The organism is Soonwooa sp. (genome assembly GCF_030151385.1).
Taxonomy (GTDB): Bacteria; Bacteroidota; Bacteroidia; order Flavobacteriales; family Weeksellaceae; genus Soonwooa.
The window spans coordinates 24,018-35,461 of the sequence record NZ_JASLDS010000041.1 but is presented as its reverse complement, the minus strand read 5'-3'; the positions used below and the strand labels follow the sequence as shown (position 1 = coordinate 35,461).

Below are 11,444 nucleotides of genomic sequence, written 5' to 3'. Positions count from 1 at the left end.
AAAGGAGAAGCTTATAAACTTCTCCTTTTTTTATGTTTAAAAATCGACACCAAATCCGAATGTCAATCTTCCACCATCACTAGATCGGAAGTAACTTGTTGTAACACCAACTTTGTCTAAAGCATTTATCCAAAGTCCAAGTCCGTAAGAGTTGTGCCATTTGTCAGTAATCTCATTTGGAATCCAAACACGACCGTAGTCGAAACCAGCGAAAATCCCCACATTAATTGGTAGATAAGCGTTTCTGATTGTTCCCAAATCTAATCTTAGATCCGAGGTTTGATAGAAGCTAGATTTTCCATAAAAACGGTCATATCTAAAACCTCGCAAATTATGATTTCCGCCCAACGTTGCCATTTGGAAAAATTGATAATCATTGGAAAGTAACCATTTTGCATTGGCAAAAGTACTAAGAACAAGCTTTTCGTTGTTAGTGATGTAATGGATAAAACCAAGTCCAGTCTCAAAGCTCGGGACTCTATTTTCTTTATATTCAAGGTTTTGACGATAACTAAATGCCGCTTTAAACTTCATTCCCAAACTCGGGTTTACATTTTTGTTTAAGTTTTCAAAATCAAATTTTAAATCGAGACCACCAAAATGTTGTGTTTTGAAAACATTAGGATCAACAACATTTGGAAGACTAATATTACGTCCCGAAGTATTTTCGATTTTTAAAGCTTCGTAAACCAAATCTGCAGTGAATAAACTCGCGTTTTTTCGCCAGTTAATCGATGGTTTAACATAGAAATCTTTAGCACGAACACGATAGAAATCTTCACCAAATGCATCTTCATTATTAACAGTTAGGTTACCCATTCCGTAATAATTTCGGATAAAGTGAGATGCTGTAAAACCTGCATCAACAGCATAAAACCAGTTGCCAACCAAACGTGGGAAAATACCTTGGTACGCAATTTCGTAGCCGTTAGATCCTGTGAAATAATTGGTTTTTAAAGTATGTTTCGCAGCAAAAGGATTTTTCTTGAATCCATTTTTAACAAAGGAAGTATTCATCCCAACTATAACAACATCATCTGGATTGTAACCAATTGTTGGACTTGCAGTCCAGAAGCTGTATTTCAAGCGTTTGTAGTCGTATTCGTTTAGGTCATAATCGTCCGTTAAAGTTGCCGTATCATTTGCCGGAATTGTATTCTTTTTAGATTTATAATCGTAAATACTAATACGATTATCTTTTTCGATATCGTAGGTATCGTGGTTGAGACCACCAAGAAGTCGCAGTTTAATCGGATTATTTTGTTTGCCTTTTACAATAAGATCATCGTCGTCACCAAGCGCATAAATCCAAATTTCGGATGTTTCTTTTTTATTATAAGTTTTTTGGAATGTTAATTCTTCGCCAGATTTTTTATTTCTAAAAATTTTAACTTCCGTTTCTTGATTTGGAAGTCTTGTAATTTCGAATTTATCTTTTTTGTTAGTGCCGACCAATACAACGTTTTTCCTTAAAACTTTATAATAATCCTTTGCATAAGTGACGAGGTCTTTTTTACGCGTTTCAAGATTTTGTTTTATTTTATCAATTTCAGAATTCTGAACTTCTTTTGGTAAATTTTTGAAAGCTTCATCAATAACATCTGTCGTTATGTGCGCTTGGATATATTCGGCTTCTCTTTTCCAATCCTCTTCGCTTGCATTGTTGGTAAACGCAAGATCTAGTGGGAACGGCTCCATATTGAACCATTTGATATTTTTAATTTTTGACTCAAAACTTTGCATGTGTCGAAGTCCTGGAAAGTCCAAAATCATTCTTGTCAAAAAACCATCATATTTTACAAAAGCTTGGTCTCTATCTTTCGGTATTGGAGAGATGAAAACATTGTCGCCAACATTTTTTTGTTCCCACTTCCATTGATCGTAATGTCTGTCCCAATCGCCAATTAGCATATCGAACAATCTTGCACGGATATAGGCAGACTCGTCCATTTTGTATTTTTCATCTTTAGCTAAAAGTTTGAGAACATCATCAGTACTTAGGACTTTATTTGGATTTTCTTCAGTCTCTGTTGGTCGAACTTCGAGGAAATATAATTCATCGCCGAATTTTTGATTGTAGTCGCCCAAAGCTTTTTGTTTCGGAACATAAACCAAACTAGGATCAGTATGCTTAACGCCAATAGATTCAGCCAAAGGACCAACTGCCAAAGGTGTGTAAGGATTGGAAGACGTATAAAAGTCCAATAAAAACTTATCAGCAAAACCACCATCAAAATCATCGACAACATAGCGGTCTTTAAAAGCCACCGATTGTAAAAATCGAACACCGCTTTTGTGTAAAGCGCGAATCACATATTCGCCTTTGGGCGTGTTAAGGCGCAAAGAATTGGTTTGATGTCCGCCACCAGCTCTTGTCGGTTTGGCACCTCCAAATAATGTATCCAAAACGAGATTAGGCGCAACGATTTTTGTACCGTATAAGTCACGGTAATTTTTGCCCCAAAGCCATTCGTAAAATTTAGACTTCTTGGTATCTTTAGGATTATAAATACTTGTGGTAGTCGTAGCTGGAAAACTATTCGGTGTTTCAATAGGCGTTGGAGTTTTAGCTTTTAAAACCGAATGTCTGAAAAGTAATTTTTCCTTATCATTTTCTCTTCCAAAATAAGAAACTTCCGCATCGCCATCTTTCGAAATGTTAAGAACAGCATAACCATTTTGTCCATAAGAAAAATCGTTTGGGTTAATGGCAGCAGCAGCTTCCGACTTGGATCCTGCGCCACTAATAATTTGTCTAATGTTGCCTTTTTCGATGTACTGCAGGTTATGATCGTGACCAGCAACAAGGATTACATTTTCTTTATCCGCAATTAAAGTCTGAATTCTATTTGAAAATTTACGATAGTTAGGATTTGATAAATCTTGGTGCGTTATTCCGCCCGTTGCCCGCATCAGGTTAATTCCCGTCGCGAGGATTGGTAGAGGGATTTTGTTTTCTAAAGGAAACAATTGCTTCTCCATCGAGTAATAACCGCCGTGCGATCCGTGGTCGAGTATCGGATGATGAAGTGCTACAACGATTGTTTTATTTTGATTTTTAGAAAGTTGATCTTCAAATTCTGTGAAGAAATCCTCTCTCGTTTTGATGTCGCACTTTTCGTTAATGCCTGGGTTTTTGTCCCAATCTGCCAAAAACCATTCGGAATCGATAAAGATTAAAGCAATGTCTTTTCCAATTTTTCGAGTTTCGATGGCACAAGAATTTTTCGGAGCAAAAGCTTTTTTATCGTTCATTTTTTCGATGACGTAATCTTGCTCGGCTTTTAGACCAATTATTCCTTTGCTGTACCAATCGTGGTTACCTGGCACAAAAACACTTTGACCTTTGAAGTTGTTAGCCAAAGCAATTTGGTTGTCCAATTTTTCTTCTGCCAGTTTTCGGTCTTTAGAATCTTTTGGAGGAAGACCTCGCGGATAGATGTTGTCACCCAAAAATAGCAAAGTACTGTTTTCGTTGGCAGAGTCGAGTTTGGATTTTAACTGTCCCAGAATTTTTTTAGCATGGTCTTGGTCGGCGTTTCCAGCATCACCAGCAAGGTAGAATGTATGCGCAATATTGTCCGCACTCATCTTTTCTGGAGGTGCAGCATTTTTAAGATTTTTCCCAAATTGCGCCTTTTCTGTGGCACAAGAAATGCTTATAATTGCCAATGCAGAAAGCATCGTATATTTTGCAGGAAATATTTTCATAAATTTGAATCAAACATTTATTAGAATGAACATCGTCAATAAAGCCGAACAATATGTTATTCAACTTTTCAAAGATAAGCTTTCTCCAGTTTATTCTTTTCATAATCTTGAACATACCAAACGTGTTGTTGCTGCAGCAAATTTATTAGCTAATGAGGAGAACATCAATGAAAAGGATAAAGAAATATTGACGTTGGCAGCTTGGTTCCACGACGTTGGTTATTGCCAAACTTGTTCTGTGCACGAAAATGTGGGCATGCAAGAAGCGGAAAATTTTTTGAAACAAGAGCAAGTTTCTGATGAAGAAATTGAAGCTGTTAAGCAATTAATCCACGCAACTTCGGTGACTTATCAACCTCAAAATTTATTAGAAAAAATTATAAAAGATGCCGATAGCTCGCATATTGGGTCTGATGATTTTTTTAAAATTACCGAAAAATTGCGTCAAGAATGCAAAGGTGTTTATCAAAAGAAAATCAGCAAACTCGATTGGGCAAATACCAATTTGCTGTTCTTGACTAAGCAACATCAGTTTTATACCGATTATGCAAAAAATAATTGGGAGGAACAAAAAACGAAGAATATCGAAAAAACGCGTGACAAAATCGCAGAACTTATAAAGGAGAAAGATAATTCCAAAAAAACGGAAGACGAAAAAGCTTTGTTAAACAAGAAAAAATTAGAAAAGCTCGATTCCCCAGAACGTGGCATCGAAACGATGTTTCGTGTGACGATGAACAACCATACCAAACTTAGCCAAATTGCAGATACCAAAGCCAACATTTTGTTATCGGTTAATGCGATTATTATTTCGGTGGCGTTGTCGACGATTATTCCGAAGTTAGATTCCCCGAAAAATGCGCATTTGGTAATACCAACTTTTATAATGGTGGCGTTTAGTGTGGCAAGTATTATTATGGCGATTATGTCGACACGTCCAAAAGTATCAGGCGGAACCTTTACGAGAAAGGAAATTGAAGACCAAAAAGTTAATCTTTTGTTTTTCGGGAACTTTCATAAAATGCCAATTGACGAATATATTTGGGCAATGAAAGAAATGATGAAAGACAAAACTTATCTGTATGACAGTATGGTTCGTGATTTATATTATCTGGGCGTTGTCCTCAACCGAAAGTACAAATTATTAAGAACAACTTACACGATTTTCACGATTGGGATTTTGGTCTCGGTGATTGCCTTTTATTTGGCATTTCGTGATGTGATTTAAAACAAAAAAGGCTTTTCAAATTTTCTTGAAAAGCCTTTTTTTATAAAGTCGTTTTATTGCATATACTTAATTTTAAATTTCAGGGTAGAACTCATATTTCATTGGCGTATTTGCGTAGTTAACGCCAACGCGGATGGCTTGTAACCCAGCAATACCCTGCAAATCTTCAATCTGTAAAAGTTCGACATCATCTTTTAGATGACCTTCGTTTTGCAAGATTTTAATAAATTCTAGATATTCTATTTTTTCAATTTCTTGAGAAAAGACGATGCTTATTTTTCCAGTTTTTACAAGGCGTTCGTTGCTGTCTTTGATGTGCGATTTGTCGATGCGTTTTTTTATCATTTCGTATCGTGCATTGTAACTACCATCAACATCAAAGCGTTTTTCATCCATTCGGAAACGAATGCTAATCGGCGTGCTATATACCAAAATTAAGGAAGTAATATCTAGTTTTGTTGCGAGCGTCTCACGAAGTTTTCTGAAAGTTATTTCGCTTTCTGTGATAACGCGAAGTTGCCAAATTCTAAGATTTTTTAGGTAAACTTCATCAAAACTCAACCAAGGCGCAATGCTCGCTCCCATATAGAAATTATGTTCGACACCATCTGTTTTGAAACGTTCATAATAAAAAGGAAAACGCTTCTGCTGCTCGTCTTGACGTTTGTCAATTAGGTTGCTAAGCTCTTTATTAATTCTGGAAATACTGTCGTCAAACTGCTTTCTGTAATGATAAGCAATCGGCGAATCTTTTTCCAAATGTTTGTAATAAGCTGTGATTTCTTCATTGTTTTGAAGACTATCAAATTTTAATAAGTTAAGACTTGGATAGATTTCGTCTTGTAGAAAATTTTGAATTTCGCTTTCTGTATTGGCTTTTAGGCCATGCTGCAACTCATTTTGTTTGTCGGTTATTTTTTCAATGAGCGGTGTTAGACTTTTTTCGCTAGAGATTTTCATCAATAAAGAAATCAACAAATCCAGATTAATCTGAATGTCTTTTAAAATCGCTTTGTTACGCTCGTTGCTCGAACTTTTAACATCCGACTGACCATAAAAAGGAATTAACTTTTCAAAAGTAATGCTTTTGTAAGGCAATTTGTCAGGATGCTCATAACCGATATTAATATGCTTCATCGCTTCATCGTGGAACTTCCAATAGACACTTGGATGGATGCTCGTATATTCTTGCTGGATAAGCGCTACGACATGGTTTTCGAGATATTCGTAAAGTTGATTAATCGTATCTTCTAGATAGATAATAACACCATTCATTTTGTTGGCGTTAATGCTATTAAGCGATTTGCTAGCGGAGGTTAGCTCGATAATACCAAGTAATTTTTGGTTTTTATAAAGTGGTGCAAAAATCGCACTTTTAATACCTAATTTTTTAAAATTAGAAATAATAAAACCTTCCGATTTGTCCTGTCCAACTTTATCAATGTCCGAAATGGCGAAGTATTTTCTATTGTCTTTTGCATTTTGAAGCAAAGCCTCGTGTACTTTGTCATTGAAAAACTGCTTCGGAATGGTCGATAAAATTTTACTTTCGATAACCGTATTAATCGGTGTAATTTCGAACTTATTTTCTTTGTAGTTAATCGCTGTGTAACCAAGATCCAAATCGGCAATTCTAAAAATAGATCTAAAAATAGATGTGATATTTTCTTTGATATTACTATAATCGTCTTTGGCTTGTATCAATTGGCTTTTAAGATTTGAAACTGCAATTTCCGAAGTCGCATCATACATATTGATAATTCCGAAACCTTTTATTTTCCATGATTTTGGAGGAAATTTTTCTTTCCAAAGTTCAATATTGTCGTAATTGTCCACCAATTCTTCGATTTCTTCAGCGCTTAAGATTTTCGAATTTTCCAAAGGAATAATTTCAAGAAAATCGGCGTTGGTCAAAATTCGATAATGGTTAAGATAACCTTCCTTGCTAGGAATATCGTAGATAAAAGGAAAATCGATTTTGAAAGGTGCTTTAAAATAAGAGTCCAAAATCACACAGCAACTTAATACGTAAAATTGTTCTGGCGTGAAACCGCTAATTTGCAAGTAAAAATCTTCGCCAGCATTTTCAATGATTTTTTGAAAACGTTTGGTTGGATTATAAATGAAATTAGCAAACGGAATTCCCACAGCTTTAATTTCGTTTTCGGTCAACAAAGGTGGGAAAAGGTCTTTGAGAAGCTGCTTGTAAAAAAAATCATGCTCACTTAACGACCTATCTGTAATTGGGTCAGCAAGGCGAGGATTTTTTTTCAGTTCATTTAATACATAGGCATGTTGTTCTGCGTAAAGTGCATCTTCATTAGCCAGATTTTGCATTTCTTGTATCAAAGTTTCAAAGGTGAAACTTACAACAAATGGCGTATCAAAAGGTTGATTTATTGTCATATCAAATTATGCATTTTGCCATTATCAAATTTTTAGTTTTTGATAAATTGCATTTTTTATTATTAAATTAATGTTTAGCAAAGTTTCGGTGGTTATTAGTTTTTCCATTCTTCGAGCTTTCCATTTTTCATTTCATATAAAACTTCAGCGGGAAGCTGTATGTAAAGATTGGTGAGTTCTTTGTAACGAAAAGTTGCACTTTGAAAGTCAAAATTTTTGTCCCCTTTTTTAACTTCATATACCATTTTTACAATCGAATAAGACTTGCCTTTGATTTTTTTTGTTTCTAAGGGAAGCCACTCGATATAGTAATTTTCCGAGACCGCTTTTTTAATATTTTCGTTTTTAGAATTTGCTAAATACTTGCTTACAATTTTATCAATCCAAGAATCTTGGAATTGGGTATTCGTAAATTCGATTGTATTATCTGTATAATTGTATCTATATATTTGCGTATAATCCCGATCGTAAGTAAGCGAACATTTTTCTTTTGGATTGGCACAAACAATATTTTCGATGTTAAGTTTTAAATAATTATTTGCAAAAAGATGGTATTTACCTTTTATCTGTTTGATGTTATTTTCTGGCTCTCTAATGTTGGTCGTTGAAAAGTTTTCGATGTCAAAACTTATGTCATAGTAAAAATCCTTGTAAGGATCTGGTGTTTTATCCGTGTATAATTCAGAACCAATTCCGTGACCAGAACTCCAGAAAGATTTAGATTTCCATTTTGTATTTTTTAAATTCAATTCTTGTGCATTCATAAAGAATGATGTCAAAAATAATGCAATGAATAGTATTAAATTTTTCAATGTTAATCTCGTTTTTTACACTTTTTAAACTAAAAAATATTTGTTTTAAAAATGAAATCTATACAAATATACGCAATCTAGTTGGCTCCTTATTTTTGAATTAAAACCAAATCTGTTCCAATTTTCGAAATCAATTTGAGAAGTAGATACGCTCTATATGAAAAGCCTTATCTTTGCAGCGCAAAAATAGTTTTGATTTGAAAGATATCCGCACATTGACGCTTGACCAATTAAAAGATTACTTCGAAAGTATCGGCGAAAAGCCTTTTCGTGCGAAGCAAGTCTACGATTGGCTTTGGAGCAAAAATCAACATTCGTTTGAAGATATGACCAATCTCTCAAAAAATTTGAGAGAAAGCTTAATGCGTGATTTTTTTATCAATCCTATTGCTGTTGACCTTTTGCAAAAATCGAAAGACGGAACCATCAAAAATGGTGTTAAACTTCATGATGGTTTGTTGGTAGAATCTGTATTGATACCAACCGAAACACGTACTACAGCTTGTGTTTCTTCACAAGTTGGATGTTCGCTTAACTGCGAGTTTTGTGCTACGGCAAAGTTGAAAAGAATGCGTAATCTAGAGGTTGCAGAGATTGTTGACCAAGTTGCTCTAATTGACAGCCAGAGCAAAATGTATTTTGATAGACCGCTTTCTAACATCGTATTTATGGGAATGGGCGAGCCAATGATGAACTATAAAAACGTTGTCGAAGCCATTCGAAAAATTACGGAACCAGAAGGATTGGGAATGTCAGCAAGACGAATAACGGTTTCAACTTCTGGGATACCAAAGATGATAAAAATGTTGGCGGACGAAGGTCTTCGTGTTAAGTTGGCATTGTCACTGCATTCGGCGGTTGAGAAAACCAGAAACGAAATAATGCCGTTTTCGGATAAATTTCCTTTAACGGATATTATGGACGCCATGCAGTATTGGTATCAGAAAACGGGTTCGGTTATAACATTCGAATATTGCGTTTGGAAAGATATTAACGATAAAGACGAAGATATTAAAGCATTGATAAAATATGCGAGACAAGTACCATCCAAAGTTAATTTGATACAATATAATCCGATTGGCGAAGGCAAGTTTGATCATCGTAGTATTGAGGCAGAAGAACGTTATGTTCGCGAGCTGGAGAAGGCTGGTGTGACAGTAATGGTAAGAAAAAGTCGTGGTGGCGACATCGATGCTGCCTGTGGACAATTAGCAAATAAAACAGCAGAATAATTTTATAAATATTTTACTTTAAATCATGGATTTTGTATTTGGGGAAAACGCTTTAGAAAGTGTGTATTTGTGGTCAGTTCCACTGCACGTGACGGTTATCTTGGCGGAAATGATATACAGCAGCGTGGCACAAGCCAAGTTATATAGCAAAAAAGATTTGTTCACGAACATCTATCTCGCCTTGATGAATTTCAGTCTTGACTTGATCATGAAGGCATTTGCGATGGGCGTAATGTTTTTCTTCTATAGTTACCGAATTTTCAATTTCGATTTGGGAACTTGGTATTATTGGCTACTTTGCTTTATGGCAACGGATTTGGCTTACTTTTTCCATCATTTGGTTGATCACAAATCTAGAGCTTTTTGGGCAGTACATATTACGCACCACAACTCCGAATATTTCAATTTGACAACAGGATTTAGAAGTCCAGTTTTCCAACCATTATACCGTTATTTATTCTTTTCTCCTTTGGCATTTTTAGGATTTAATCCTTGGTCAATTATGGTGTGTTATGCTGTTGGACAAGTCTATGGAACTTGGGTGCATACACAAACGGTTAAGAAAATGGGATTCTTAGAATATATTTTGGTAACGCCGTCGCATCACCGTGTTCATCATGGTTGTAACATCAAGTATTTGGACAAAAATATGGGAATGGTGTTTATTTTTTGGGATAAAATTTTTGGAACATTCGAGCCTGAGGATCCAAAAGTTCCAGTAAAGTTTGGTATCTATCCAAAAATGCCTGACGATGGACCATTAACTACTTTGTTGTACGAATGGAGAAAGATTGGTAAAGATCTACGTCAACCTAATTTGACGCTTAAAGACCGCTTTAATTATATATTTAATTCTCCAGGCTGGCGTCATGATGGAACAGGGAAAACGGTTAGCGATTATCAACGCGAATATTGGGCTAAAAAAAATGCGCAAGCAAAAGCTAAAGAATCGCCAAAAGAAGATTCAAAAATCGCCTAAGAGTCTGTTTAGATTTTATTGCTAAAAATTTTCATAGATTATTTGAGATGGATTTTTTGCTTCATGTTTGAAGATTTATCGCGATAAATCAAAAATATGAAGTGGAAAATGGGCTCAAAGAGGCACGAAAATTTAGCAAAGAAGGAGTGAATACTTTTAAAAAAAATCGGTAAAATTTTTAATAGACTCTAGACTTTTATGAAAATAAAAATTTTATTAATCTTTGTTTTTTGTGTGAATCTCGGATTTGCCCAACAATCAGAGATTTTTAAAATTAAAAACTACAAAGTCGCTGATCTTTCGGACTCATTAAGAGAGAGTTCTGGTTTAGATTTTATTGGTGATCAGCTTATCAGTTTTAATGATAGTGGCAATGCTGGCGATTTATTTTTATTGAATCCAAAAGATGGCAAAATTTCTAAAGTCATCAAAACGCAATTACACAATCGCGATTGGGAAGCAGTTGCCAAAGATTCTACCAATTTCTATGTTGGTGATTTTGGAAATAATGATGGAACGAGAAAGGATTTAAAAATGTATAAAATTCCTTTTTCTGGAGAGCAATTCCAAGTTGATTCCACAAAAGTTATTAGCTTTTTTTATCCTGAACAAAAAGATTTCACTTCCAAAAATCTAAATACCGATTTCGATGGTGAGGCAATGATTTTTTATAAGGATAAACTTCAGGTTTTTACAAAAGAATGGGTGAGTAAAGCGGTTACACGCTATGAAGTTGATCCCAATGTTTTTGAGCAGCAACCCGCAAAAAAGATAGAATCTTACGAGACAGGATTTGCTGTGACAGATGCAGCTTATTTTGATAAAAAGCTTTATTTGGTTGGCTATACGAAGATGACGCAAGTCTATCTAATGGTTTTCGAAGAAACGGAAGATGGCTTTTTCTTTTCTAAAAAAGGAAAAAAGTACCATCTTGGAAGTGCATTGTCGGTTGGCCAGATAGAAGGGATTGCTGTTAATAGCGAAGGAATCTATCTCTCGAGCGAGCTTTTCCGTACACCATTAGGAACTGTGAAGCCGCGATTGTATTTTATTCCAATTGAAAAATTAAAATAACG

General features: G+C 35.1%; 7 protein-coding genes. 4 read left to right on the top strand and 3 right to left on the bottom strand.

Annotation, left to right across the window (positions count from 1 at the left end):
• Nucleotides 1-36: 36 nt before the first annotated feature.
• Complete coding sequence (locus Q1V95_RS06920) at nucleotides 37-3,711, bottom strand: metallophosphoesterase (RefSeq protein ID WP_300672080.1); 3,675 nt, start codon at nucleotides 3,709-3,711, stop codon at nucleotides 37-39.
• Between the two features lie 25 nt (nucleotides 3,712-3,736).
• Here Q1V95_RS06920 and Q1V95_RS06915 point away from each other — a divergent pair, with 25 nt between their 5' ends.
• Nucleotides 3,737-4,939, top strand: a complete 1,203-nt coding sequence (locus Q1V95_RS06915; RefSeq protein WP_300672078.1) for a Pycsar system effector family protein — start codon at nucleotides 3,737-3,739, stop codon at nucleotides 4,937-4,939.
• Between the two features lie 72 nt (nucleotides 4,940-5,011).
• Here Q1V95_RS06915 and Q1V95_RS06910 read toward each other — a convergent pair whose 3' ends face one another.
• A complete protein-coding gene (locus Q1V95_RS06910; protein ID WP_300672076.1) occupies nucleotides 5,012-7,345 on the bottom strand; it encodes a GAF domain-containing protein in 2,334 nt (777 codons plus the stop codon).
• A gap of 95 nt (nucleotides 7,346-7,440) precedes the next feature.
• On the bottom strand, nucleotides 7,441-8,157 hold the full coding sequence (locus tag Q1V95_RS06905) for a hypothetical protein (RefSeq protein ID WP_300672075.1): 717 nt from the start codon (nucleotides 8,155-8,157) through the stop codon (nucleotides 7,441-7,443).
• A 197-nt stretch (nucleotides 8,158-8,354) separates the two neighbouring features.
• Here Q1V95_RS06905 and rlmN point away from each other — a divergent pair, with 197 nt between their 5' ends.
• From rlmN to Q1V95_RS06890, 3 genes are all read left to right on the top strand, one after another.
• Complete coding sequence (rlmN, locus tag Q1V95_RS06900) at nucleotides 8,355-9,389, top strand: 23S rRNA (adenine(2503)-C(2))-methyltransferase RlmN (protein ID WP_300672122.1); 1,035 nt, start codon at nucleotides 8,355-8,357, stop codon at nucleotides 9,387-9,389.
• Between the two features lie 22 nt (nucleotides 9,390-9,411).
• Complete coding sequence (locus Q1V95_RS06895) at nucleotides 9,412-10,368, top strand: sterol desaturase family protein (RefSeq protein ID WP_300672120.1); 957 nt, start codon at nucleotides 9,412-9,414, stop codon at nucleotides 10,366-10,368.
• A gap of 198 nt (nucleotides 10,369-10,566) precedes the next feature.
• Complete coding sequence (locus Q1V95_RS06890; RefSeq protein ID WP_300672073.1) at nucleotides 10,567-11,442, top strand: hypothetical protein; 876 nt, start codon at nucleotides 10,567-10,569, stop codon at nucleotides 11,440-11,442.
• The last annotated feature ends 2 nt before the right edge of the window (nucleotides 11,443-11,444 follow it).